Below are 24,513 nucleotides of genomic sequence, written 5' to 3' on the forward strand. Positions count from 1 at the left end.
CATTAAAATGGTTGTTAACCTGATAGCGCCGATCGCGATGGACGACGGTTTGCGTTTTGCAATCCGTGAAGGCGGCCGTACTGTTGGTGCGGGCGTTGTTGCTAAAGTTATCGCTTAATCGCTGATAACGTTTGACGCGACACGCGATAAAAGGGCATCATTTGATGCCCTTTTTCTACGCTGTCATGTGGTAGAACCTATCTCATCAGCGATTGTGGAATATAATCATTGGTGAGATAGGCTCTGTAGATACGGCGTAAATACCGAATTATTCGTTTACAGAACATCTTTCGGTTTGGTTTGCCCTGCTTTGCGGGGCAAAGTTATTTGTCTGAATCATTGTGACAGGTTGGTTTATGAGTGCGAATACCGAAGCTCAGGGGAGCGGTGGCCTGGAAGCGATTAAATGGCTGGTAGTGGCTGTATTGCTGGTAGTTGCGATTGTCGGCAACTATTACTATCGTGAATTTAGTCTGCCGCTGCGCGCATTAGCTGTTGTTATCCTGATTGCTGCCGCCGGTGGCGTGGCATTGCTGACCGCAAAAGGTAAAGCAACAGTAACGTTTGCCCGTGAAGCCCGTACCGAAGTACGTAAAGTGATTTGGCCGACTCGTCAGGAAACGTTACACACCACGTTAATCGTTGCCGCGGTTACAGCCGTGATGTCACTGATTTTGTGGGGGCTGGATGGTATTCTGGTCCGATTGGTATCGTTTATCACTGGCCTGAGGTTCTAAGATGTCTGAAGCCCCAAAAAAACGTTGGTACGTCGTTCAGGCGTTTTCCGGTTTTGAAGGCCGCGTGGCTCAGTCGCTGCGTGAGCATATCAAATTACATAACATGGAAGATCTGTTTGGCGAAGTCATGGTGCCAACGGAAGAGGTGGTTGAAATTCGTGGCGGTCAGCGCCGCAAAAGCGAACGTAAATTCTTCCCAGGTTATGTATTGGTGCAGATGGTGATGGAAGATGCGAGCTGGCACCTGGTGCGCAGTGTTCCCCGCGTCATGGGATTTATCGGCGGTACTTCCGATCGCCCTGCGCCTATCAGCGATAAAGAAGTGGACGCGATTATGAATCGCCTCCAGCAGGCTGGTGATAAACCTCGTCCGAAAACCCTGTTTGAACCCGGTGAAATGGTTCGGGTTAATGACGGCCCGTTTGCGGATTTCAACGGCGTGGTCGAAGAAGTGGATTACGAAAAGAGCCGCCTGAAAGTGTCTGTTTCTATCTTCGGTCGGGCAACACCGGTCGAACTGGATTTCAGCCAGGTCGAGAAAGGATAATTTCTTTCCCTGCTCGCTGAAACTGTGGCTTGTCTCTGGCGCGAAATTAATCTACAATTTCGCGCCTTTTGTTTTCAGGGTGCTTAACGGCATCTGAAGCGCATTAAAAAAACCACGGGGAGCCTTTTACGAGGCGCTATTACCCATTCGAGGAAAGTTAAATGGCCAAGAAAGTACAAGCCTATGTCAAGCTGCAAGTCGCAGCTGGTATGGCTAACCCAAGTCCGCCGGTAGGTCCGGCTCTGGGTCAGCAAGGTGTTAACATCATGGAATTCTGTAAGGCGTTCAATGCTAAAACTGAAAGCATTGAAAAAGGTCTGCCGATCCCGGTTGTTATTACCGTTTATTCTGACCGTTCTTTTACCTTTGTTACCAAAACGCCTCCGGCAGCTGTTCTGCTGAAGAAAGCCGCGGGTATCAAGTCTGGTTCCGGCAAGCCGAACAAAGACAAAGTAGGTAAAGTAACGAGTGCTCAGGTTCGTGAAATCGCAGAAACCAAAGCTGCGGACATGACTGGTGCCGACGTGGAAGCCATGGCGCGTTCCATCGAAGGTACTGCTCGTTCCATGGGCCTGGTAGTGGAGGGTTAATAAATGGCTAAGCTGACCAAGCGCATGCGCGTGATCCGTGACAAAGTTGATGCAACTAAACAGTATGACATCAACGAAGCCGTTGCCCTGCTCAAAGAGCTGGCCACTGCTAAATTCGTAGAAAGCGTAGACGTTGCCGTTAACCTCGGCATCGACGCACGTAAATCTGACCAAAACGTTCGTGGTGCCACCGTTCTGCCGCATGGCACCGGTCGTTCCGTTCGCGTTGCCGTCTTCACCCAGGGTGCAAACGCTGAAGCGGCTAAAGCTGCCGGCGCTGAACTGGTGGGTATGGAAGATTTGGCCGATCAGATCAAGAAAGGCGAAATGAACTTTGACGTTGTTATCGCATCTCCGGATGCCATGCGCGTTGTTGGCCAATTAGGTCAGGTTCTGGGACCGCGCGGTCTGATGCCAAACCCGAAAGTGGGTACCGTAACGCCTAACGTTGCTGAAGCAGTTAAAAATGCCAAAGCCGGTCAGGTTCGTTATCGTAACGACAAAAACGGCATCATCCATACCACTATCGGTAAGGTTGATTTCGATGCTGACAAACTGAAAGAAAACCTGGAGTCTCTGCTGGTTGCGCTGAAAAAAGCCAAACCTTCTCAGGCGAAAGGCGTGTACATCAAGAAAGTCAGCCTGTCTACCACGATGGGTGCAGGCGTTGCGATCGACCAGAGCGGTCTGAACGCAGTCGCTGTCTGATAGCTTTAGTTTCGCTTTACTCGGGCGTAGGATTTACCTATACTCTTACGCCCGTTGTTCCGTTAGCGGAATTAAAGAAGAATTTTCGGTTGGAGCCTGGCCTATCCAGGCCTCCGTCCAAGACCGCAGGTGTTTCGCAAGAAACTTAATTTTCCTGCGTAGACGGTGACAGAGCCTGAAGAAATTTTTTCTTTCTTTATAATTTAAAGAATAGTTAAAGAATAGTCTTTGCTGGATTCTGCTCACCGTGTTTCAGCGCTTATTTCCGTTTTGGCAATAAGTGAAGTGAGTTCCGGAGGTTTCCTCCGGCTAAATCCAGGAGCAAAAGCTAATGGCATTAAATCTTCAAGACAAACAAGCAATTGTTGCTGAAGTCAGCGAAGTAGCCAAAGGTGCGCTGTCTGCGGTTGTTGCGGATTCCCGTGGCGTGACCGTAGATAAAATGACTGAACTGCGTAAAGCAGGTCGTGAAGCTGGCGTCTACATGCGTGTTGTTCGCAACACCTTGCTGCGCCGCGTTGTTGAAGGTACTCAATTCGAATGCCTGAAAGACACGTTTGTTGGTCCGACCCTGATTGCATACTCTTTAGAACACCCGGGCGCTGCCGCTCGTCTGTTCAAAGAATTCGCCAAAGCGAATGCAAAATTTGAGGTCAAAGCTGCAGCCTTTGAAGGTGAGCTGATCCCGGCGGCTCAAATTGACCGTCTGGCAACGCTGCCGACTTACGAAGAAGCACTGGCACGTCTGATGTCGACCATGAAAGAAGCTGCCGCAGGCAAACTGGTCCGCACTCTGGCTGCCGTACGCGATCAGAAAGAAGCGGCTTAATCGCGCTTTTTTCTCTAACGCACTTGCTAACGTATAAACTATTTCTGATTCTTAGGAACAATTGTTATGTCTATCACTAAAGATCAAATTCTGGAAGCAGTAGCAGCTATGTCTGTAATGGATGTTGTTGAACTGGTTTCCGCTATGGAAGAAAAATTCGGTGTTTCCGCTGCTGCCGCTGTAGCTGTTGCTGCTGGCCCGGCTGAAGCCGCTGAAGAAAAAACTGAGTTCGACGTTGTACTGAAAGCTATCGGCGCTAACAAAGTTGCCGTAATCAAAGCCGTTCGTGGCGCAACTGGTCTGGGCCTGAAAGAAGCCAAAGATCTGGTTGAATCCGCTCCGGCAGCTCTGAAAGAAGGCATCAGCAAAGATGACGCCGAAGCTCTGAAGAAAGCTCTGGAAGAAGCTGGCGCAGAAGTTGAAGTTAAATAAGCCATCTTTCCAGATTGCAGCCTGATTGATTAGGCTGATGGCTGGTGACTTTTTGGTCACCAGCCTTTTTGCGCTGTAGGGCATCAATGGGATTTCACACTGTTTGGCCATTGATTTACCCCCAATATCTTTTTCTATTGACGACTTAATATACTGCTTCCCTGTCCGGGTTCCCTGCCCGAACAAGAGCAATGAAATGGTTTAAGAGTAATAGAAAGAGGTATTACGGAAAGGTTTCCATTTTCCGACAGACAAAAATAGTGTTGCATGACCTGTCCTGGCTAGGACGGACAGAGTGGTTCGACTTTTCAGCGAGTTGAGGAACCCTATGGTTTACTCCTATACCGAGAAAAAACGCATTCGTAAGGATTTTGGTAAACGACCACAAGTGTTGGACGTGCCTTATCTCCTTTCTATCCAGCTTGACTCGTTCCAGAAGTTTATCGAGCAAGATCCGGAAGGTCAGTACGGTTTGGAAGCGGCATTCCGTTCTGTTTTCCCCATACAAAGCTATAGCGGCAATTCAGAGCTGCAATACGTTAGCTATCGCCTGGGTGAGCCGGTATTTGACGTTAAAGAATGTCAAATCCGAGGCGTGACATTTTCCGCGCCGCTGCGTGTTAAATTGCGCCTGGTGATATACGAACGTGAAGCGCCTGAAGGCACCGTTAAAGACATCAAAGAGCAAGAAGTCTACATGGGCGAGATTCCGCTCATGACCGACAACGGCACTTTTGTGATCAACGGTACTGAGCGTGTTATCGTTTCTCAGTTGCACCGTAGTCCGGGTGTATTCTTCGACAGCGACAAGGGTAAAACCCACTCTTCAGGTAAGGTGCTGTATAACGCGCGTATCATTCCTTACCGTGGTTCCTGGCTGGATTTCGAATTCGATCCGAAAGATAACCTGTTTGTCCGTATTGACCGTCGCCGCAAATTGCCCGCGACCATTATCCTGCGTGCGCTGGGTTACTCCACCGAGCAGATTCTGGATCTGTTCTTCGATAAAGTTGTCTATGAAATCAACGGCAACAAATTGCAGATGGATCTGGTGCCTGAGCGCCTGCGCGGTGAAACCGCTTCTTTCGATATTGAAGCAGAAGGCAAAGTCTACGTTGAAAAAGGCCGCCGCATCACCGCCCGCCATATCCGTCAGTTAGAGAAAGACGGCATTGAGCGTATTGAAGTACCGGTTGAATATATCGTCGGCAAAGTTCTTTCCAAAGATTACATTGATGAAAGCACCGGCGAACTGATCGGCGCGGCGAATATGGAATTGTCGCTGGATCTGCTGGCAAAACTCAGCCAATCCGGTCACAAGCGTATTGAAACGCTGTTCACCAACGATCTGGATCACGGTCCGTATATGTCGGAAACCGTGCGCGTGGATCCGTCGAGCGACCGTCTGAGCGCCTTGGTTGAAATCTACCGCATGATGCGTCCCGGCGAGCCGCCGACGCGCGAAGCGGCCGAAACGCTGTTTGAGAATCTGTTCTTCTCTGAAGATCGCTATGACTTGTCTGCGGTCGGTCGGATGAAGTTCAACCGTTCTCTGCTGCGTGAAGAGATTGAAGGTTCGGGCATCCTGAGCAAAGAAGACATCATTGATGTGATGAAGAAGCTCATTGATATCCGTAACGGTAAAGGCGAAGTGGATGATATCGACCACCTCGGCAACCGCCGTATCCGCTCCGTCGGCGAAATGGCTGAAAACCAATTCCGCGTGGGTTTGGTGCGTGTGGAACGTGCGGTGAAAGAGCGTCTTTCCCTGGGCGATCTCGACACGCTGATGCCGCAGGACATGATCAACGCCAAGCCGATTTCGGCCGCAGTGAAAGAGTTCTTTGGTTCCAGCCAGCTGTCGCAGTTTATGGATCAGAACAACCCGCTGTCCGAGATCACGCACAAACGCCGTATCTCGGCACTCGGCCCGGGCGGCTTGACCCGTGAGCGCGCCGGCTTTGAAGTTCGAGACGTGCATCCGACCCACTACGGTCGCGTATGTCCTATCGAAACGCCGGAAGGTCCGAACATCGGTCTGATCAACTCCCTGTCTGTTTATGCGCAGACCAACGAGTACGGTTTCCTTGAAACCCCGTATCGTCGTGTGCGTGATAACGTGGTGACGGATGAGATCCATTACCTGTCGGCGATTGAAGAAGGCAACTTCGTTATCGCTCAGGCGAACACCAATCTGGATGAAGAAGGTCACTTCATTGATGAACTGGTAACCTGCCGTAATAAAGGCGAGTCCAGCTTGTTCAGCCGCGATCAGGTTGAATATATGGACGTTTCCACGCAGCAGGTGGTATCCGTTGGTGCTTCACTGATTCCATTCCTGGAACACGATGACGCCAACCGTGCATTGATGGGTGCGAACATGCAACGTCAGGCCGTGCCGACTCTGCGTGCTGATAAGCCGCTGGTAGGTACCGGCATGGAACGTGCGGTTGCGGTTGACTCCGGTGTTACGGCTGTTGCGAAGCGCGGCGGTACGGTTCAGTACGTTGATGCCTCGCGTATCGTGATCCGCGTTAACGATGATGAAATGTATCCGGGCGAAGCCGGGATCGACATCTACAACCTGACTAAATATACCCGTTCCAACCAGAACACCTGCATCAGCCAGATGCCTTGCGTGTCTCTGGGTGAGCCGGTTGAGCGCGGCGACGTGCTGGCTGACGGTCCGTCCACCGATTTGGGTGAACTGGCGCTCGGTCAGAACATGCGCGTAGCGTTCATGCCGTGGAACGGTTACAACTTCGAAGACTCCATCCTCGTTTCTGAGCGCGTGGTGCAGGAAGATCGCTTCACCACCATTCATATTCAGGAACTGGCGTGTGTGTCCCGCGACACCAAGCTGGGGCCAGAGGAAATCACCGCGGATATCCCGAACGTGGGTGAAGCGGCGCTGTCTAAACTGGATGAGTCCGGCATCGTTTATATCGGCGCGGAAGTCACCGGCGGCGACATTCTGGTGGGCAAGGTGACGCCGAAGGGCGAAACCCAGTTAACGCCGGAAGAGAAACTGCTGCGGGCGATTTTCGGTGAGAAAGCGTCTGACGTTAAAGACTCTTCTCTGCGCGTACCAAACGGCGTTTCCGGTACGGTTATCGATGTACAGGTCTTTACCCGCGACGGCGTGGAAAAAGACAAGCGTGCGTTGGAAATCGAAGAGATGCAGCTCAAGCAGGCCAAAAAAGACCTGACTGAAGAGTTGCAGATCCTGGAAGCCGGTCTGTTTGCCCGTATCCACGCGGCGCTGGTTTCCGGCGGCGTGGAAGCTGAAAAACTGGCTGCACTGCCGCGCGAGCGCTGGTTGGAGCTGGGTCTGACTGATGAAGAGAAACAGAATCAGCTGGAACAGTTGGCCGAACAGTACGATGAGCTGAAGCACGAGTTTGAGAAAAAACTTGAAGCCAAGCGCCGTAAGATTACCCAAGGCGACGATCTGGCGCCTGGCGTGCTGAAAATCGTCAAGGTTTATCTGGCGGTTAAACGTCAGATTCAACCGGGTGACAAGATGGCCGGTCGTCACGGGAACAAAGGTGTTATCTCCAAGATCAACCCGATCGAAGATATGCCTTACGATGAAAACGGTACGCCGGTCGACATCGTGCTGAACCCGCTGGGCGTACCTTCACGTATGAACATCGGTCAGATTCTGGAAACCCACCTGGGTATGGCGGCGAAAGGCATCGGTGAGAAGATCAATCAGATGCTGAAGCAGCAGGAAGAAGTCGCCAAGCTGCGTGAGTTCATCCAGAAAGCCTACGATCTGGGCGACGATGTGCGCCAGAAAGTCGATCTGAACACCTTCTCCGACGAAGAAGTTATGCGTCTGGCTGAAAACCTGAAGAAAGGCATGCCGATTGCAACGCCGGTATTTGACGGTGCAAAAGAGAAGGAAATCAAGGAACTGTTGCAGATGGGCGGTATTCCGACCTCCGGACAGATTACCTTGTACGATGGACGTACCGGCGAGCAGTTTGAGCGTCAGGTTACCGTGGGCTATATGTATATGCTGAAGTTGAACCACTTGGTCGACGACAAGATGCATGCCCGTTCCACCGGTTCCTACAGCCTGGTTACTCAGCAACCGCTGGGTGGTAAAGCTCAGTTCGGCGGTCAGCGCTTCGGTGAGATGGAAGTGTGGGCGCTGGAAGCTTACGGTGCAGCCTATACCCTGCAAGAAATGCTGACGGTTAAATCCGATGACGTGAACGGCCGTACCAAGATGTATAAGAACATCGTGGATGGCAATCATCAGATGGAACCAGGCATGCCGGAATCCTTCAACGTACTGTTGAAAGAAATCCGCTCGCTGGGTATCAACATCGAGCTGGAAGAAGAGTAACCCCAGCCCGTTGTATTGCTGGCATTCGTCATAGGGGCACCTGAACTTTGTTTTTTAATGGCATGGTTCAGGTGCCTGGCAGGTCTAACTCCGACAGGAGCCAATCCGTGAAAGACTTATTAAAGTTTCTGAAAGCGCAAACTAAAACCGAAGAGTTTGATGCGATCAAAATTGCTCTGGCCTCGCCAGACATGATCCGTTCGTGGTCTTTTGGTGAAGTTAAAAAACCAGAAACCATTAATTACCGTACGTTCAAACCCGAACGTGACGGTCTGTTTTGCGCCCGTATCTTTGGGCCGGTAAAAGACTATGAGTGCTTGTGCGGTAAGTATAAGCGCCTGAAACATCGCGGTGTTATCTGTGAGAAATGCGGCGTTGAAGTGACCCAGACTAAAGTGCGCCGTGAGCGTATGGGCCACATCGAACTGGCTTCTCCCACTGCGCATATCTGGTTCCTGAAATCGCTGCCGTCCCGCATCGGCTTGCTGCTGGACATGCCGCTGCGTGATATCGAACGCGTACTGTACTTCGAATCCTACGTGGTGGTTGAAGGCGGCATGACCAATCTGGAGCGTCGTCAGATCCTGACTGAAGAGCAGTATCTGGACGCGCTGGAAGAGTTCGGTGATGAATTCGATGCCAAGATGGGCGCCGAAGCCATTCAGGCCCTGTTGAAAAACATGGATCTGGAGCAGGAATGCGAACAGCTGCGTGAAGAGTTGAATGAAACCAACTCTGAAACCAAGCGTAAAAAGCTGACCAAGCGTATCAAGCTGCTGGAAGCGTTTGTTCAATCCGGCAACAAACCGGAGTGGATGATCCTGACCGTGCTGCCGGTGCTGCCGCCGGATCTGCGTCCGCTGGTGCCGCTGGACGGCGGTCGTTTCGCGACCTCCGATCTGAACGATCTGTATCGTCGCGTGATCAACCGTAACAATCGTTTGAAACGTCTGCTGGATCTGGCCGCGCCGGACATCATCGTACGTAACGAAAAACGTATGTTGCAGGAAGCGGTCGATGCCCTGCTGGATAACGGCCGTCGCGGTCGTGCCATCACCGGCTCCAACAAGCGTCCGCTGAAATCGCTGGCCGATATGATCAAAGGTAAGCAGGGGCGTTTCCGTCAGAACCTGCTGGGTAAACGCGTCGACTATTCCGGTCGTTCGGTTATCACCGTTGGTCCGTATCTTAGATTGCATCAGTGCGGTCTGCCGAAGAAAATGGCGCTGGAACTGTTCAAGCCGTTCATCTATGGCAAGCTTGAATTGCGTGGTCTTGCCACCACCATTAAAGCCGCTAAGAAAATGGTTGAGCGTGAAGAAGCCGTCGTGTGGGATATCCTGGACGAAGTTATCCGCGAACACCCGGTGTTGCTGAACCGTGCGCCGACGCTGCACCGTTTGGGTATTCAGGCATTTGAGCCGGTACTGATCGAAGGTAAGGCTATCCAGCTGCACCCGCTGGTTTGTGCGGCATACAACGCCGACTTCGATGGTGACCAGATGGCCGTTCACGTGCCGCTGACGCTGGAAGCTCAGTTGGAAGCGCGTGCGCTGATGATGTCTACCAACAACATCCTGTCACCGGCGAACGGCGAACCCATCATCGTGCCTTCTCAGGACGTGGTATTGGGTCTGTATTACATGACGCGCGACTGTGTCAACGCCAAAGGCGAAGGCATGGTGCTGACGGGTCCGAAAGAAGCTGAACGCGTATATCGCGCCGGTCTGGCTTCTCTGCATGCGCGCGTTAAAGTGCGTATTACGGAAGAGATCAAAAACATCGAAGGCGAATCAACGCATCAGACCACCATTATTGACACGACCATCGGTCGCGCCATTCTGTGGATGATCGTACCGAAAGGCTTGCCGTTCTCGATCGTTAACCAGCCGCTGGGTAAAAAAGCGATCTCCAAAATGCTGAACACCTGTTACCGCATTCTGGGGCTGAAGCCGACCGTTATCTTCGCTGACCAAATCATGTACACCGGTTTTGCCTACGCGGCGCGCTCCGGCGCTTCCGTCGGTATCGATGACATGGTGATCCCTGAGAAGAAAGCCGGGATTATCGAAGAAGCGGAAACCGAAGTCGCCGAGATTCAGGAACAGTTCCAATCCGGTCTGGTGACTGCCGGCGAACGCTACAATAAGGTTATCGATATTTGGGCGGCCGCCAACGAACGCGTCGCCAAGGCGATGATGGAAAACCTGTCGGTTGAAGATGTGGTTAACCGTGACGGCGTGGTTGAGCAGCAGGTTTCCTTCAACAGCATCTTTATGATGGCCGACTCCGGCGCGCGTGGTTCTGCGGCACAGATTCGTCAGTTGGCGGGTATGCGTGGTCTGATGGCGAAGCCGGACGGCTCCATCATCGAAACGCCGATCACCGCGAACTTCCGTGAAGGTTTGAACGTACTCCAGTACTTCATCTCGACTCACGGTGCGCGTAAAGGTCTGGCGGATACCGCGTTGAAAACCGCGAACTCCGGTTATCTGACTCGTCGTCTGGTCGACGTGGCGCAGGATCTGGTGGTGACCGAAGACGATTGCGGTACTCATGAAGGTATCATGATGACCCCGGTTATCGAGGGTGGCGATGTTAAAGAACCGCTGCGTGAGCGGGTTCTGGGTCGTGTAACGGCTGAAGACGTCATTAAACCGGGTACGGCGGATATTCTGGTTCCACGTAACACCCTGCTGAATGAGCAGTGGTGCGACATGTTGGAAGAGAACTCTGTTGACGCGGTTAAAGTTCGCTCTGTGGTAAGTTGCGAAACCGACTTCGGCGTTTGCGCCAAGTGCTACGGTCGCGATCTGGCTCGTGGTCACATCATCAACAAGGGTGAGGCTATCGGGGTTATCGCCGCACAGTCAATCGGTGAGCCGGGTACACAGTTAACCATGCGTACCTTCCACATCGGTGGTGCGGCATCGCGTGCGGCGGCTGAGTCCAGCATTCAGGTGAAAAACAAAGGTAGCCTGAAACTGAACAATGCCAAGTTCGTAGTTAACAGCAACGATAAACTGGTTATTACTTCACGTAATACCGAACTGAAGCTGATCGACGAATTCGGCCGTACCAAAGAAAGCTACAAAGTGCCTTACGGCGCGGTAATGGCGAAAGGCGACGGTTCCGAGGTTAACGGCGGCGAAACCGTTGCTAACTGGGATCCGCATACCATGCCGGTAATCAGTGAAGTCAGCGGCAGCATCCGCTTTACGGATATGGTTGACGGTCAGACCATTACTCGTCAGACCGATGAACTGACCGGTTTGTCTTCGATTGTGGTTCTGGATAGCGCAGAGCGTACCGGCAGCGGTAAAGACCTGCGTCCGGCGCTGAAAATCGTTGATGATAAAGGCGACGATGTATTGATCCCGGGTACGGATATGCCTGCTCAATACTTCCTGCCGGGTAAAGCGATTGTCCAACTGGAAGATGGCGTGAAGATCAGCGCCGGTGATACGTTGGCGCGTATTCCGCAGGAATCCGGCGGTACCAAGGATATTACCGGTGGTCTGCCGCGCGTTGCAGACCTGTTTGAAGCGCGTCGTCCGAAAGAGCCGGCTATTCTGGCTGAGATCAGCGGTATCATTTCCTTTGGTAAAGAAACCAAAGGTAAACGCCGTCTGGTGATTTCTCCGCTGGATGGCAGCGATGCCTACGAAGAGATGATCCCGAAATGGCGTCAGCTCAACGTGTTCGAAGGTGAACGTGTAGAACGTGGCGATGTGGTGTCCGATGGCCCTGAGTCTCCGCACGACATCCTGCGTCTGCGTGGCGTACACGCGGTAACGCGTTACATCACCAACGAAGTTCAGGAAGTTTACCGTCTGCAAGGCGTTAAGATTAACGATAAACACATTGAAGTTATCGTTCGTCAGATGTTGCGTAAAGGCACTATCGTCAGCGCGGGCGGCACGGAATTCCTGGAAGGCGAGCAGGCGGAAGTGTCTCGCGTCAAGATTGCCAACCGTCAGTTGGAAGCGGATGGCAAGATCCCGGCTACCTACAGCCGCGATCTGCTGGGTATTACCAAAGCATCGTTGGCGACCGAGTCCTTCATTTCCGCGGCTTCGTTCCAGGAAACCACCCGTGTTCTTACTGAAGCGGCGGTTGCTGGTAAACGTGATGAACTGCGCGGTCTGAAAGAGAACGTTATCGTTGGTCGTCTGATCCCGGCCGGTACCGGTTATGCGTACCATCAGGATCGTATGCGTCGCCGTCAGGCGGGTGAGGCGCCGGTGGTGCCTCAGGTGAGTGCCGATGAAGCATCCGCCAACCTGGCTGAATTGCTTAATGCTGGCTTCGGTAACAGCGACGACGAATAATCGTTGTTAAGCACCGTATAAAACCGTTCCTGTGGGGCGGTTCCGTTGCTGAAAGCCCCGGCCGCCAAAGCCGGGGCTTTTTTTTTGAGGCGTGCCATCCGTGGCCGCCCCCTTGCGGGCCGTCGCCGTGGCGACGTCAAAAACTTACGTAGGGCGTCTTGCCCTCCGCCCTGACGGGCCGCCGTAAACGGCGTTTTTTTCTTCCGGAAGTTTTTGTTATACAGATAGACAGCGAGACAGACATGGATTCCTCGACAGTTTCAATACCTTCATCTACCGCCGGCGATGCCGTCCAGGCGCCCGGACGAGCCCGAAGAGCGGCATGGGGCAGTTTTATCGGCGCGGTGGTGGATTGGTATGATTTTTTGCTTTACGGCATTGTTGCCGCGTTGGTGTTTAATATTGAGTTTTTCCCGCAGGTCAGTCCTACCATGGGCACGTTAGCGGCGTTTGGTACTTTTGGCGTCGGTTTCTTGTTCCGGCCGCTGGGGGGGATTGTTTTCGGCCATTTTGGCGACAAGCTGGGCCGCAAACGTATGCTGATGATTACCGTCTGGACGATGGGGCTTTCCACTGCGTTAATTGGTTTATTGCCCACGTTCGACGCCATTGGCTGGTGGGCGCCGGTATTACTGGTGACATTACGCGCCGTTCAGGGGTTTGCGGTTGGCGGAGAATGGGGCGGCGCCGCCCTTTTAGCCGTGGAAAATGCGCCTAAAAAGAAAAAAGCCTTCTACAGCAGCGGCGTGCAGGTTGGATATGGCGTGGGGCTGTTGCTGGCGACCGGGTCGATTTCACTGGTAAGCCTTCATACCACGGATGCCGATTTTATTAGCTGGGGTTGGCGTCTGCCGTTTTTATTCAGCGTGGTGTTGGTGGCGATCGCCTGGTGGATCCGCTCCGGGATGGAAGAGTCTCAGGAATTTGAGGCTAATAAAAAATTACAGGAAAGAACGAAAAAAATCCGTTCGTTTCCGATCGTTGAGGCGCTGCGTAAGCACCCCAAAGCATTTTTGTTGATTATCGCCCTGCGGTTGGGGGAACTGCTGACGATGTATATCGTCACGGCCTTTGCGCTTAATTACTCCACGACCAATCTGGGGATGTCGCGGGAGTTCTTTCTGCATATCAGCCTGCTGGTGGGAGGGATAAGCTGCCTGTCCATCCCTTTGTTTGCCCGTTTGGCGGATAGCTTTGGCCGACGGCGGATTTACGTCACCGGCGCCCTGATCGGGGCCGCCAGCGCATTTCCTTTCTTTATGGCGCTGGAAGCGCAGGTTAGCCTGTGGATACTGTTTTTTGCCATCATGCTGGCTAACGTTGCCCACGATATGATCGTCAGCGTACAGCAGCCGATGTTTACCGAGCTGTTCGGCACCGCATACCGCTATAGCGGCGCTGGCGTCGGCTATCAGGTGGCCAGCGTCGTCGGCGGTGGGTTTACGCCTTTTATCGCCGTCTTGCTGGTGGAGTTCTTAGGCGGTTCCTGGCACGGTGTGGCTACCTATCTTACGGTAGGTTGCTTGCTGTCGGCTATTGTCGGGATGCGGATGAAACCGCAAAAGTTAGACTGATAAAACCAAGCCGATACAGATCATGAGACTTTCTGTATCGGCTTCATAAATCGAACGCCACCTCGGCCCCCCGGTACTAAAAACGGTCTATATCGTCTCGTGTCAGCCCGATATCCTTCAGCCTCTCATCATTCATGCGGAGCAATGCCCTACGGGTTTCCACTTTGAGCCGCCACGCTCGCCATTTTTGATAGAGTCGTATCAGTATTGACCACCGCGCGGATCGACCGGGTGCCGGTGGAGAGTGCTTTTCCTGATGTTCCATACTTTCCCCCTTGCTGATTGCCTTGCACTATGATGCGAGGGAAAGTTGATTCAATACAGACTCAGAAAATGACTTTTTTTTACATACAGATTATGGGATATTGCATCTGAATGGTATTTTTTACCTCAATCTGTACTGGTTATGCCTTTAGTTATGTATAAGGAATGATACATATGACGCGTTACCAACACCTTGCCTCTCTGCTGGCGCAGCGCATCGAACAGGGCTTGTATCAAAGCGGCGAACGCTTGCCGTCGGTCAGAGCATTGAGCCTGGAACACGGCGTAAGTATCAGTACCGTACAACAGGCTTACCATTTGCTTGAAGCCCGCCAGCTTATTTCGCCGCGACCACGCTCGGGGTATTTTGTGGCATCCCGCAAGGCTACGCCGCCGGTTCCCGGGTTGACGCGTCCGGCCCAGCGCCCGGTTGAGATCACCCAGTGGGAATCCGTGCGGGAGCTGTTTAACAATGGCCCTGAGAACAATGCGTTCAACTTTGGCAGTGGGACGCCGGATGTAGGGCAGCCAACGGTGAAACCGCTGTGGAAAGCGCTGGGCCGTTTGTGTCAGCATCAGGACGAACGGGTATTGGCTTATGACAATATGTATGGCATGCCTGAACTGCGCGAGCAGGTCGCTCGTCTGGCGCTGGACAGCGGTTGCCAACTGACGATGGACGATATTGTGATCACCACCGGCTGTCAGGAGGCGTTATTCACGGCGGTGCGTGCGGTATGCCAGCCCGGCGATATCGTGGCGGTGGAGTCGCCGACGTTTCCCGGCACCATGCAGATCCTGCGTGGATTAGGGATTAAAGCGATTGAGATCCCGACCTGCGCCGTCACCGGTATTAGTCTTGATGCGCTGGAGCTGGCGTTGGAGCAGTGGCCGGTCAAAGCGGTATTGCTGGTGCCGACCTGCAATAATCCGTTGGGCTTCACGATGCCCGATGAGTATAAGAAAGCGTTGGTTATACTGGCCCAGCGTTTCGATCTCGCCATTATCGAAGACGATGCCTATGGCGAGCTGACCTATGAATATCCTCGTCCGAGAACCATTAAATCTTTTGATGAAGATGGCCGGGTATTACTGTGCAGCTCTTTTTCCAAAAGTCTGGCGCCGGGCCTGCGTGTGGGTTGGATAGCGCCGGGCCGTTACCTTGAGCGCGTTGTTCATACTAAATATACCAGTACTGGCTATACGGTTTCACATACGCAGCTGGCGGTCGCCGAGTTTATCCGCCAGGGCCACTATCAGCCTCATCTACGACGTATGCGTATGCAGTATAAGTGTAATCTTGACGTGTTTACCTGCTGGCTGCGCCACTATTTCCCCTGCGGTATTTGCGTCAGTCGTCCGCAGGGGGGATTTCTGGTGTGGATTGAGCTGCCGGAGTCTTTTGACTCGTTGCGGCTCAACCGCGAGGTGCGTAAGTCAGGTATGCAGATTGCCGCCGGATCGTTATTCTCGGCCTCGGGGAAATACCGCAACTGTCTGAGGCTTAACTATGCCTTGCCGTTCACTGATGAAATGGGCAGAGGACTGCGTATCCTGGGGGAAACGGTTAGCCAAATGATGCGCGAGTCTTAATACCCTTTTGGTCGAGGAGGGGCCGATACGGTTAAGGATAAAACCCGTATCGGCCGGTTGGTAAGCAGAGCGGCAAACGCTCTGGTCAGCGACATGCCGACGCCGCTACTTTACCCATTGATATTCATCGCGGCGACAGGGCAGTTTGCGTTTTGCGAAGCCTCGTCGAGAGAGGTTTCCCTAATGTGTAACCGTCATTGCTTATTGCGATCGTCTTCCCAGATAGTCATCCCAGTCTTTCCATACCGGCTGTAACCCGGCCTGAACAATCGCCTGCGCCACCTCTTCCGGCCGACGTGCGTCATGAGGGATGAACTGTTCCAACTCAGGATGGTTATCCGCATAACCGCCCGGCTGGGTTTTGGAGAAGGCGCTGACATTGTTAATTGCGATTGGGATGGCGTGGTCGCGAAAGAAAGGCGATTCGCGGGTGGACAGCGATAGCTCAATGTCCGGCGATAGCAGTCTGAAAGCGCAAATCACCTGCATCAGTTGCGTTTCATCCATGATGGACGCGGGTTCTATGCCGCCGGCGCAGGGGCGCAGACGCGGGAATGAAACGGAATAGCGGCTTTGCCAGTAGGTTTGTTGCAGGTGCAGCAAATGTTCCGCCACCATATAACAGTCTGTGCGCCAACTGTCTGACAGGCCGATTAACGCGCCTAGCCCGATCTTGTCGATCCCGGCGCGGCCAAGACGATCCGGCGTGGTCAGCCGCCAGTGAAAATCCTGCTTTTGTCCGCGTAAATGATGGTGTTGATAGGTCGCCGGATGATAGGTCTCCTGATAGACCATTACGCCATCCAGGCCCAGCGTTTTCAGTTCGGCATACTCTTCCTGCGCCAGCGGCTGGACTTCCATCATCAGCGAACTGAAGTGTGGGCGGATCAGCGGGAAAACGCGGCGAAAATAGTCCATGCCCACTTTGCGCTGATGCTCGCCGGTCACCAGCAACAAATGATCGAAGCCCAGCGCCTTGATCGCCGCGCATTCGCGCAGGATCTCATTGTCATCCAGCGTTTTGCGCTTGATGTGGTTACTCATTGAGAAACCGCAGTAGGTACAGTCGTTTGAACACAGGTTGGAAAGATACAGCGGCACATAAAAGCTCACCGTGTTGCCGAAGCGCTGACGGGTAAGCTGTTGCGCCCGTTGCGCCAGCGGTTCCAGATAAGGGGCGGCGGCGGGGGAGATTAGCGCCATAAAATCTTCCCGATCGGGCCGCGCTGTGGAGAGTGCTTGCTCAACATCCCGAGCGGTTTTGCTGTTGATCCGCAGAGTGAGGTCGTCCCAGTCGAGCCGCTCCCAGACGGTTTGAAAGTCGGTTGTCATCCGCGTGCTCCTTCCGTTTGCGGGCGCAGGAAGCCGGTCAGCGGGCTGGTGGCGCTGGCGATGTACTGCTTGCTGCCCAGACCGGCTTGATTAGCCAGCACGCCCGCCTCGACTGCCTCTTTGAAAGCCTGCGCCATTTTTATCGGATCGCGGGCAACCGCGATAGCGGTGTTGACCAGCACGGCATCCGCGCCCATTTCCAGCGCTTCTGTCGCGTGGCTGGGGGCGCCGATGCCTGCATCGATCACCACCGGAACATGCGATTGTTCGATAATAATGCGTAAGAAATCCCGGGTTTGCAGCCCCTGGTTAGAACCTATCGGCGCGCCCAGCGGCATCACGGCGGCGCATCCCGCTTCCTCTAGTCGCTTACAAAGCACCGGATCCGCGCCGCAATAAGGCAGGACGACGAATCCGTCTTTGACCAGTCGTTCGGCGGCTTTCAGCGTTTCAATCGGATCGGGCAGCAGGTATTTCATATCCGGATGAATTTCCAGCTTCACCCAATGGGTGTCTAACGCCTCACGCGCCAGCCGGGCGGCGAAGATGGCTTCATCCGCCGTTTTTGCCCCCGAGGTATTCGGCAACAGTTTGATGCCGAGCTGACGTAAGGGCGACAGGAGCGCGTCGTTGCCTCCTTTCAAATCCACCCGTTTCATCGCCAGGGTGACCAGTTGGGAACCGGATGCCCGTATGGCCTGAAGCATAAGGTCAGGGGTGGCGAATTTTCCGGTGCCGGTGAGCAGCCGGGATGTAAACGTGGTATCGGCAATGTGTAGCATGTCATCCTCCCGCGATTGCCTGAAAAAGCAAAATATCATCACCGTCCTGAACCTGATGATGAATCCAGGTATCGCGCGGGATAATGGTTTGATTGATGGCCAGAGCAGTGCCGGGTTGTAGCCGATTTAACTGCGTCAGCAGCGTTTCTACCGTCACTGCATCAGCAAGCTCGACGGTCTGGTCGTTCAGCCTAATCTTCATGCGACTGCTCCACAGACCGGACAATGGGCGGCGCGCGTAAGTTGAAGGGTGGCCCAGCTCTGTTGTTTCCCGTCAAACAGCCGCAGTTTGCCGCTTAACGCCGAAGGCAACCCCGCCAGCAGTTTGAGCGTTTCCAGCGCCTGTAAAGTGCCAATGACCCCGACGACCGGGCCGAGTACGCCGGCGGTACGGCAATTGCGTTGCGGCTCCGTGGCCTCGGGATACAAACAGGCGTAACAGCCGTGGCGATAGGGCGGCGTCAGCACCAGCAACTGCCCGCTGAAACCCACGGCGCTGCCGCTGATTAACGGTTTGCCCGCGTTGATACAGGCGGCGTTAACCGCATGGCGCGTTTCCATATTGTCGCTGCAATCCAGCACCACATCGGCCTGGCTGACGGCATGGCGCAGCGCCGCGCCCGTCAGCCTTTCCGTCAGAGCGATATATTCCGTCTGAGGATTTAGCGCCTGTAACTGTTGCTGCGCCAGCACGGCTTTAGGCTTGCTGGTATCGCTGGTGCGATAGAGGATCTGTCTTTGCAGGTTGCTGATATGCAGCGTGTCATCGTCTGCCAGCAACAGCGTTCCCACGCCCGCCGCGGCCAGATACATTGACGCGGGGGAGCCCAGGCCGCCTAAACCCACCAGCAACACGCTGGCGGATTTAAGTTTTTCCTGGCCTTGCGGGCCAATATCCTCCAGCAGTAACTGGCGGCTGTAGCGCAGAAATTCCCGATCGCTCAGGCCGTCGTTTTTCGCTTTATGATTGTCGGGCATCTCATTCCTCCTGTCCTTCGATCATCGTGAGCAGCGTCGCCGTCGCCTGGCGCCAGTCCGGCGCTTGGGTTATCGCGCTGACCACGGCAATGCCGCCCACGCCTGTCGTCAACACCGCAGGCACGTTATCAATGCCGATCCCGCCGATGGCGACCGTGGGGAAACGATCCTGAAGGGCGGAAATATGCCTTGTCAGTTCGGCCAGTCCCTGCGGGGCGGACGGCATCGCTTTGGTTTGCGTGGGGAAAATGTGTCCTAAGGCGATATAGGAGGGGTTAACCGCTACCGCGCGCGCCAGTTCATGGTCATCGTGAGTGGAGACGCCGAGACGCAGACCGGCCCGTTTGATGGCCGCGAGGTCGGCCGTGTCCAGATCTTCCTGTCCCAGATGAACGCCATAGGCCTGATGTTTCACCGCCAGGCGCCAGTAGTCATTGATAAACAGCCGCGCCTGATAGTCGCGACCTAACGCGATGGCCTGAATGACATCATTTTCAACCTGTTCATCGGGCAGGTCTTTAATGCGTAGCTGGATAGTTTTTACCCCCACGCTTAGCAGACGTTCAATCCACGCCACGCTGTCCACCACCGGATAGAGACCAAGCCGATGCGCGGTAGGGGCAAAAGGCGTAGCGGTCTGAGGCTCGGTCATTTGTTGTCCTCCGTTTGCAGGCTGGCGGCGCTGTGGTACAACTCGCCGCCGCGTGAACGGAATGCTTCCGACATCTGCGCCATGCCGATTTCAATCGGCTGCGCTTCGGCCTCCTGTTTTGCCGCGTAATCACGTACTTCCTGCGAGATCTTCATTGAGCAGAACTTCGGCCCGCACATGGAGCAGAAATGCGCCACTTTGCCGGACTCCTGCGGCAGCGTTTCATCGTGATAGGCGCGCGCCGTTGCGGGATCGAGCGCCAGATTGAACTGATCTTCCCAGCGGAACTCAAAACGCGCTTTTGACATGGCGTTATCGCGGATCTGCGCCCCCGGATGGCCTTTGGCCAGATCGGCCGCGTGGGCGGCGATTTTGTAGGTAATCAACCCCTGCTTGACGTCTTCTTTGTTAGGCAGCCCGAGGTGCTCTTTCGGCGTGACGTAACACAGCATGGCGCAGCCAAACCAGCCGATCATCGCCGCGCCGATCCCGGAGGTGAAGTGATCGTAACCGGGCGCGATATCGGTGGTCAGCGGGCCAAGCGTATAGAACGGCGCTTCATGGCAGTGTTCCAGCTCTTCGGTCATATTGCGGCGGATCATCTGCATCGGCACGTGGCCGGGGCCTTCGATCATCACCTGAACATCGTATTCCCAGGCAATTTTGGTCAGTTCGCCCAGCGTATGCAGTTCGGCGAACTGCGCTTCATCGTTGGCGTCCTGAATGGAGCCGGGACGCAGGCCGTCGCCCAACGATAACGCCACGTCATAGGCGGCGCAGATTTCACAGATTTCGCGAAAGTGTTCATACAGGAAGCTTTCTTTATGATGCGACAGGCACCACTTCGCCATGATCGAACCGCCGCGCGACACAATACCGGTCAGCCGTTTGGCGGTCATGGGCACATAGCGCAGCAGCACGCCGGCATGGATGGTGAAGTAATCCACGCCTTGTTCGGCCTGCTCCAGCAGGGTATCGCGGAACATTTCCCAGTTCAGGTTTTCCGCCACGCCGTTGACTTTTTCCAGCGCCTGATAGATGGGAACCGTACCAATCGGCACCGGGCTGTTGCGCAGGATCCACTCGCGGGTTTCGTGAATATAACGCCCGGTGGACAGGTCCATCACGGTGTCGGCGCCCCAACGGGTGGACCACACCAGTTTTTCCACTTCTTCTTCGATGGAGGAGGTGACGGCGGAGTTGCCGATATTGGCGTTAACCTTCACCAGAAAATTACGGCCGATAATCATCGGTTCGGATTCAGGATGGTTAATGTTGGACGGAATAATGGCGCGCCCGGCCGCTACTTCCTGGCGTACAAACTCCGGGGTAATGTTTTGCGGCAGGTTGGCGCCAAAGCTTTGCCCCGGGTGTTGTTGACGCAACACTTCGTCACGGATGCGTTCGCGCCCCATATTCTCGCGGATGGCGATAAATTCCATTTCCGGCGTAATGATGCCTTGACGGGCGTAATGCAACTGGGTCACGCGTTTTCCGGCCTTGGCGCGCAGGGGACGAGGCAAATGCTCGAATCGGAGGTGGTCGAGGCCGGCATCGGCCAGACGTTGTTGCGTGAAGTCGGAACTGACGCTGGGCAGCGCTTCGGTATCGTTCCGTTCGGCAATCCAACTTGCCCTTAACTTCGCCAGGCCGACTCGGACATCGGGTTGCGACGCCGGATCGCCGTAGGGACCCGCCGTATCATAAACCGGAATGGGTTCGTTGGGTTCATATTGGGGGGTATCCTTGCTGCCGCCGATTAAGGTCGGGCTGAGCTGAATTTCACGCATGGGAACACGGATATCCCCACGTGATCCTTCGAGATAAATGCGTCGGGAGTTAGGGAAGGCCATTCCCTGTAAATTATCAATGAATTGCTGCGCGGCGGCACGCAGTTCACGACGGCCGGTTTTGGGTGATAATGGTTCTGTAGACATAGCAAGTTCCTGTGATGCGTAAAGGGAAAATTGCTTGTCTGGAGTTCGGAGGGAGTAATAACAAAATTGATGCCATGAAGGTTAACGCATAGACGATGTCCAGGTTTCATCAGGCACATTACTCTTGTTCCCTTCGCAGGTATTAACCCGATCAGGTTCCGCGGATCCCGAATTAACGGTCTCAGCCCGCGCATTGCCATTTCTGGTTTAAAACCCGGAAAACGGCAACGCGCTAGGCACTCCGACAAGATAGCCCTAGAATTAATGGGCTGATTACAACGATGACACTGTATGACGACAGCGCGGATATGTCAAAGTCAGGAAAGCCTATCTGTGAAAGTAAGCCGCCACCCGAACATTAAAACGATGACTTTACTGAGAATAAAAAACAGATTAATGATCAAAAATCAGCCGAATCACCTTGTCTTCCAGCGAGAAGCGTTCAGCCAGGGTTTCCCCAACGCTGGACAACGCCTGCTGGAATTTAATGCAGTTATCATGATCGATGGCGGCCGCCAGATGGCTGTCGTACGACGCCATAATCCGCTGGGTATTGTGGGTTAAGGCCTGCTCGAACTGGCTGAAAAAAGCCTGCTTCTGTTCGCTGAGCTCTCCCGCTTCGCGCAGCATCCGTTCGTAGACGTGGAAATGGCCGATCGACAGGTAATCGACCAGCTTTTGGCAAAAGTCATCCAGCGCGTCTTCATCCAGCAGAGAGTGCGTTTCTTTATTGGGCTTGATGCCAACCAGCCGGTAGTAAGCAATCAGCAGTTGCTTACGCGCTTGTAGCCATTGGTCGATTAACGCATTATTGCCACCGACGAGTTCAGTCAGGCTTTGTAACTGATTTAGCATTGTTAGCTCCGTGAATGGTAAAAAATAACCGGAATTTATGAAAGTTATCTCATCACCCAGAATGGTAAAATGCCAGTGAAGTGACAGTGGGGCAATAGAAAGATATGGAACAAACGCTAAAAGGTGACGAAACCGGATGGTGGGTTATCAGTCACGCAAATCAAATATGGCTCCCTGAGGGAGAGTTGCCGCAGGGAACGGCGGCAAATTGGTTATTGCAGGGGCAGGCCGCACAGCAAATCGGCGAGTGGCTGGGGCAGCCCGTGTGGTTAGTCTGCCAGAATCGGGAAGCCGGAATGGCGTCCGTCCGTCAGCTTATCGATCACGAAGTCGGGCTGTTTCAAATGGCGGGACGGGGCGTACAACTGGCGGAGTTTTACCGTGCTCACCGATATTGTGGCTATTGCGGTCATGAAATGGTGCGGAGTAAAACTGAGCTGGCCTGCCTGTGCCGTCATTGCAAGGAGCGTTATTATCCGCAGATCGCCCCCTGCATTATCGTGGCGATCCGGCGGGGTAATGAAATTCTGCTGGCGCAGCACAACCGCCACCGTGGAAATATGTATACGGTACTGGCCGGGTTTGTTGAAGTGGGCGAAACGCTGGAACAGACGGTATCCCGTGAAGTGATGGAAGAAAGCCGTATTCAGATCAAGAACCTGCGTTACATCAGTTCCCAACCCTGGCCTTTCCCGCACTCGTTGATGATGGCCTTTATGGCGGATTACGCCAGGGGCGATATTCAACACGATCCGAAAGAGTTGCGGGACGCCGCCTGGTTTCGCTACGACCGGTTGCCGTTGTTACCGCCGCCGGGGACGGTCGCTCGCCGTTTGATCGAGGATACGGTGGCGTTGTGCCGTGCTTATGATGAGAGCGGCGATGAACATGTTACCATCCACTGCGATAATGATAAGCATCCTAATGCCGAAAGGAAAATGACATGACCGATCTGAAAAACGATCGCTATTTGCGTGCTTTGCTACGTCAGCCTGTTGATGTGACGCCCGTATGGATGATGCGTCAGGCGGGGCGCTACCTGCCGGAATACAAGGCGACCCGCGCACAGGCCGGCGATTTCATGGCGCTGTGTAAAAACGCGGAACTGGCCTGCGAAGTCACGCTGCAACCTTTACGGCGCTACGATCTTGATGCGGCGATCCTGTTTTCAGACATCCTGACCATTCCCGATGCGATGGGGCTGGGGCTCTATTTTGAAGCCGGCGAAGGCCCGCGTTTCCAGTTTCCTATCACCAGCCACGCCGATGTCGTGAAGTTGGCGGTTCCCGATCCGGAACAAGAACTGGCTTACGTCATGAATGCCGTACGCACCATCCGCAAAAGCCTTGCCGGCGCGGTGCCGCTGATTGGCTTTTCGGGCAGCCCGTGGACGCTGGCGACCTATATGGTGGAAGGCGGCAGCAGCAAAGCGTTCACCATCATTAAAAAGATGATGTTCGCAGAGCCGAAAACACTGCATTTACTGCTGGATAAGCTGGCCGACAGCGTTATCCTTTATCTGAACGCGCAGATCCGCGCCGGCGCTCAGGCGGTCATGGTGTTTGATACCTGGGGCGGTGTGCTGAGCGGCCGGGATTATCGCGAATTCTCCCTGCATTACCTGCATAAAATCGTCGACGCTTTACAGCGTGAGAACGAAGGCCGCCGGGTTCCCGTCACGCTGTTTACCAAAGGCGGCGGACAGTGGCTGGAAGCGATGGCGGAAACCGGTTGCGACGCGCTGGGACTGGACTGGACCGCCGATATTGCCGATGCCCGCCGCCGCGTCGGCGACAAAGTCGCGCTACAGGGAAACATGGATCCGTCCATGCTTTATGCCTCTCCCGTGCGGATTGAACAGGAAGTAGCGTCCATTCTGGCGGGATTCGGCCAGGGCGACGGGCATGTGTTTAATCTGGGGCACGGCATTCATCAGGATGTGCCGCCAGAGCATGTCGGCGCCTTTGTAGAGGCCGTGCATGCGTTATCCCGTATGTACCACCAGTAGCCGACAG

Annotated in this window: 20 protein-coding genes, 1 pseudogene and 1 riboswitch; of the genes and pseudogenes, 13 read left to right on the forward strand and 8 right to left on the reverse strand. The window is 54.1% G+C overall.

Annotation, left to right across the window (positions count from 1 at the left end; all coding sequences use genetic code 11):
• The 10 genes from HOY33_RS19785 to shiA form a co-directional block, all read left to right on the forward strand.
• Nucleotides 1-118 (forward strand): hypothetical protein (locus HOY33_RS19785; protein WP_199379605.1); only part of this gene is annotated, 118 nt, incomplete at its 5' end.
• A 238-nt stretch (nt 119-356) separates the two neighbouring features.
• Nucleotides 357-737, forward strand: a complete 381-nt coding sequence (secE, locus tag HOY33_RS19790; RefSeq protein ID WP_172291765.1) for a preprotein translocase subunit SecE — start codon at nt 357-359, stop codon at nt 735-737.
• A 1-nt stretch (nt 738) separates the two neighbouring features.
• Nucleotides 739-1,284, forward strand: a complete 546-nt coding sequence (nusG, locus tag HOY33_RS19795; RefSeq protein ID WP_172291766.1) for a transcription termination/antitermination protein NusG — start codon at nt 739-741, stop codon at nt 1,282-1,284.
• A 161-nt stretch (nt 1,285-1,445) separates the two neighbouring features.
• The gene (gene rplK, locus HOY33_RS19800) at nt 1,446-1,874 is read left to right on the forward strand and encodes a 50S ribosomal protein L11 (RefSeq protein ID WP_172291767.1); all 429 of its coding nucleotides are present in this window, start codon (nt 1,446-1,448) and stop codon (nt 1,872-1,874) included.
• Nucleotides 1,875-1,877: 3 nt separating this feature from the next.
• Complete coding sequence (gene rplA / locus HOY33_RS19805) at nt 1,878-2,582, forward strand: 50S ribosomal protein L1 (RefSeq protein ID WP_172291768.1); 705 nt, start codon at nt 1,878-1,880, stop codon at nt 2,580-2,582.
• 331 nt (nt 2,583-2,913) lie between these two features.
• The gene (gene rplJ, locus HOY33_RS19810; protein WP_137714957.1) at nt 2,914-3,411 is read left to right on the forward strand and encodes a 50S ribosomal protein L10; all 498 of its coding nucleotides are present in this window, start codon (nt 2,914-2,916) and stop codon (nt 3,409-3,411) included.
• Nucleotides 3,412-3,477: 66 nt separating this feature from the next.
• Nucleotides 3,478-3,843, forward strand: coding sequence for a 50S ribosomal protein L7/L12 (gene rplL / locus HOY33_RS19815; protein ID WP_034898574.1), 366 nt, complete (start codon nt 3,478-3,480; stop codon nt 3,841-3,843).
• Between the two features lie 328 nt (nt 3,844-4,171).
• On the forward strand, nt 4,172-8,200 hold the full coding sequence (rpoB, locus tag HOY33_RS19820) for a DNA-directed RNA polymerase subunit beta (RefSeq protein WP_172291769.1): 4,029 nt from the start codon (nt 4,172-4,174) through the stop codon (nt 8,198-8,200).
• A 107-nt stretch (nt 8,201-8,307) separates the two neighbouring features.
• A complete protein-coding gene (gene rpoC, locus HOY33_RS19825; protein ID WP_172291770.1) occupies nt 8,308-12,531 on the forward strand; it encodes a DNA-directed RNA polymerase subunit beta' in 4,224 nt (1,407 codons plus the stop codon).
• Nucleotides 12,532-12,773: 242 nt separating this feature from the next.
• Complete coding sequence (gene shiA, locus HOY33_RS19830) at nt 12,774-14,105, forward strand: shikimate transporter (RefSeq protein ID WP_172291771.1); 1,332 nt, start codon at nt 12,774-12,776, stop codon at nt 14,103-14,105.
• Nucleotides 14,106-14,181: 76 nt separating this feature from the next.
• Here shiA and HOY33_RS19835 read toward each other — a convergent pair whose 3' ends face one another.
• Entirely contained in the window at nt 14,182-14,370 is a 189-nt protein-coding gene (locus HOY33_RS19835; protein WP_172291772.1) for a DUF1127 domain-containing protein, read from the reverse strand.
• Between the two features lie 173 nt (nt 14,371-14,543).
• On the opposite strand from HOY33_RS19835, the gene HOY33_RS19840 reads away from it, so the two are divergent.
• Nucleotides 14,544-15,962, forward strand: coding sequence for a PLP-dependent aminotransferase family protein (locus tag HOY33_RS19840; RefSeq protein WP_172291773.1), 1,419 nt, complete (start codon nt 14,544-14,546; stop codon nt 15,960-15,962).
• Nucleotides 15,963-16,163: 201 nt separating this feature from the next.
• On the opposite strand, the gene thiH is transcribed toward HOY33_RS19840, so the two are convergent.
• From thiH to rsd, 7 genes are all read right to left on the reverse strand, one after another.
• A complete protein-coding gene (gene thiH, locus HOY33_RS19845) occupies nt 16,164-17,294 on the reverse strand; it encodes a 2-iminoacetate synthase ThiH (protein WP_172291774.1) in 1,131 nt (376 codons plus the stop codon).
• Nucleotides 17,291-18,076: a thiazole synthase gene (locus HOY33_RS19850; RefSeq protein WP_172291775.1), complete on the reverse strand. Its 786-nt coding sequence runs from the start codon at nt 18,074-18,076 to the stop codon at nt 17,291-17,293. The genes thiH and HOY33_RS19850 overlap by 4 nt, the downstream gene beginning before the upstream one ends.
• 1 nt (nt 18,077) lies before the next feature.
• Nucleotides 18,078-18,278, reverse strand: a complete 201-nt coding sequence (gene thiS / locus HOY33_RS19855) for a sulfur carrier protein ThiS (RefSeq protein WP_172291776.1) — start codon at nt 18,276-18,278, stop codon at nt 18,078-18,080.
• Nucleotides 18,275-19,054 (reverse strand): HesA/MoeB/ThiF family protein, encoded by a 780-nt coding sequence (locus tag HOY33_RS19860; RefSeq protein ID WP_172291777.1) that lies wholly within the window; start codon nt 19,052-19,054, stop codon nt 18,275-18,277. Before HOY33_RS19860 ends, thiS begins: the two co-directional genes overlap by 4 nt.
• A gap of 1 nt (nt 19,055) precedes the next feature.
• Entirely contained in the window at nt 19,056-19,706 is a 651-nt protein-coding gene (thiE, locus tag HOY33_RS19865; protein WP_172291778.1) for a thiamine phosphate synthase, read from the reverse strand.
• Nucleotides 19,703-21,643, reverse strand: a complete 1,941-nt coding sequence (gene thiC / locus HOY33_RS19870) for a phosphomethylpyrimidine synthase ThiC (RefSeq protein ID WP_305793252.1) — start codon at nt 21,641-21,643, stop codon at nt 19,703-19,705. The genes thiE and thiC overlap by 4 nt, the downstream gene beginning before the upstream one ends.
• A 111-nt stretch (nt 21,644-21,754) precedes the next feature.
• Nucleotides 21,755-21,897, reverse strand: a riboswitch (TPP riboswitch).
• A 139-nt stretch (nt 21,898-22,036) separates the two neighbouring features.
• Nucleotides 22,037-22,498 carry a sigma D regulator gene (gene rsd, locus HOY33_RS19875; protein ID WP_172291779.1) on the reverse strand — a complete coding sequence of 154 codons (462 nt, stop codon included), beginning with the start codon at nt 22,496-22,498 and terminating at the stop codon, nt 22,037-22,039.
• A 104-nt stretch (nt 22,499-22,602) separates the two neighbouring features.
• On the opposite strand from rsd, the pseudogene nudC reads away from it, so the two are divergent.
• Together nudC and hemE are read left to right on the forward strand one after the other, a co-directional pair.
• Nucleotides 22,603-23,376 (forward strand): annotated as a pseudogene (nudC, locus tag HOY33_RS19880) (NAD(+) diphosphatase); the annotation flags it as partial.
• 65 nt (nt 23,377-23,441) lie between these two features.
• Nucleotides 23,442-24,506: a uroporphyrinogen decarboxylase gene (hemE, locus tag HOY33_RS19885; protein ID WP_172291780.1), complete on the forward strand. Its 1,065-nt coding sequence runs from the start codon at nt 23,442-23,444 to the stop codon at nt 24,504-24,506.
• Nucleotides 24,507-24,513: the final 7 nt, after the last annotated feature.

The organism is Brenneria sp. hezel4-2-4, assembly GCF_013155275.1.
GTDB lineage: Bacteria > Pseudomonadota > Gammaproteobacteria > Enterobacterales > Enterobacteriaceae > Brenneria.

Coding starts and splice junctions, on each gene's coding strand:
- HOY33_RS19835 (WP_172291772.1), bottom strand. CDS start 14,370: ATGGAACATCAGGAAAAGCACTCTCCACCGGCACCCGGTCGATCCGCG.
- HOY33_RS19840 (WP_172291773.1), top strand. CDS start 14,544: ATGACGCGTTACCAACACCTTGCCTCTCTGCTGGCGCAGCGCATCGAA.
- HOY33_RS19860 (WP_172291777.1), bottom strand. CDS start 19,054: ATGCCCGACAATCATAAAGCGAAAAACGACGGCCTGAGCGATCGGGAA.
- secE (WP_172291765.1), top strand. CDS start 357: ATGAGTGCGAATACCGAAGCTCAGGGGAGCGGTGGCCTGGAAGCGATT.
- thiE (WP_172291778.1), bottom strand. CDS start 19,706: ATGACCGAGCCTCAGACCGCTACGCCTTTTGCCCCTACCGCGCATCGG.
- HOY33_RS19850 (WP_172291775.1), bottom strand. CDS start 18,076: ATGCTACACATTGCCGATACCACGTTTACATCCCGGCTGCTCACCGGC.
- rplL (WP_034898574.1), top strand. CDS start 3,478: ATGTCTATCACTAAAGATCAAATTCTGGAAGCAGTAGCAGCTATGTCT.
- rplK (WP_172291767.1), top strand. CDS start 1,446: ATGGCCAAGAAAGTACAAGCCTATGTCAAGCTGCAAGTCGCAGCTGGT.
- rsd (WP_172291779.1), bottom strand. CDS start 22,498: ATGCTAAATCAGTTACAAAGCCTGACTGAACTCGTCGGTGGCAATAAT.
- nusG (WP_172291766.1), top strand. CDS start 739: ATGTCTGAAGCCCCAAAAAAACGTTGGTACGTCGTTCAGGCGTTTTCC.
- shiA (WP_172291771.1), top strand. CDS start 12,774: ATGGATTCCTCGACAGTTTCAATACCTTCATCTACCGCCGGCGATGCC.
- thiC (WP_305793252.1), bottom strand. CDS start 21,643: ATGTCTACAGAACCATTATCACCCAAAACCGGCCGTCGTGAACTGCGT.
- hemE (WP_172291780.1), top strand. CDS start 23,442: ATGACCGATCTGAAAAACGATCGCTATTTGCGTGCTTTGCTACGTCAG.
- rplA (WP_172291768.1), top strand. CDS start 1,878: ATGGCTAAGCTGACCAAGCGCATGCGCGTGATCCGTGACAAAGTTGAT.
- thiH (WP_172291774.1), bottom strand. CDS start 17,294: ATGACAACCGACTTTCAAACCGTCTGGGAGCGGCTCGACTGGGACGAC.
- thiS (WP_172291776.1), bottom strand. CDS start 18,278: ATGAAGATTAGGCTGAACGACCAGACCGTCGAGCTTGCTGATGCAGTG.
- rplJ (WP_137714957.1), top strand. CDS start 2,914: ATGGCATTAAATCTTCAAGACAAACAAGCAATTGTTGCTGAAGTCAGC.
- rpoB (WP_172291769.1), top strand. CDS start 4,172: ATGGTTTACTCCTATACCGAGAAAAAACGCATTCGTAAGGATTTTGGT.